This is a genomic window from Parendozoicomonas verongulae, assembly GCF_009711465.1.
Classification (GTDB): domain Bacteria; phylum Pseudomonadota; class Gammaproteobacteria; order Pseudomonadales; family Endozoicomonadaceae; genus Sansalvadorimonas; species Sansalvadorimonas verongulae.
The window spans coordinates 1-218 of record NZ_SMME01000043.1 but is presented as its reverse complement, the minus strand read 5'-3'; the positions used below and the strand labels follow the sequence as shown (position 1 = coordinate 218).

At 58.3% G+C, this 218-nt stretch carries 1 protein-coding gene; it reads left to right on the top strand.

The features are described 5' to 3' along the window. Positions 1 to 218, top strand: a 218-nt coding sequence (locus tag E1189_RS21945) for a hypothetical protein (protein WP_196220777.1), incomplete at both ends; no start/stop codon positions are given.

The window sequence follows — 218 nt, the reverse complement described above, 5'->3', positions numbered from 1 at the left end:
CGGACAACCTGAGAGCAGCCCTGAACATTTATACCATGCTGCGCACCCGGGTGGCCGGGGGGCAGCCAGACATCCCCTGTAATGACAAGGTTATCGAACTAACACTGGGCAGACATCTCGAGGCTATGGGAGGCACAGATAACCTGAAAGCAGCTCTTGATATCTATACCCGGCTGCGCGCCCAGGCCGCCGGAGGGCAGGTAAACACCCCCTGTGAT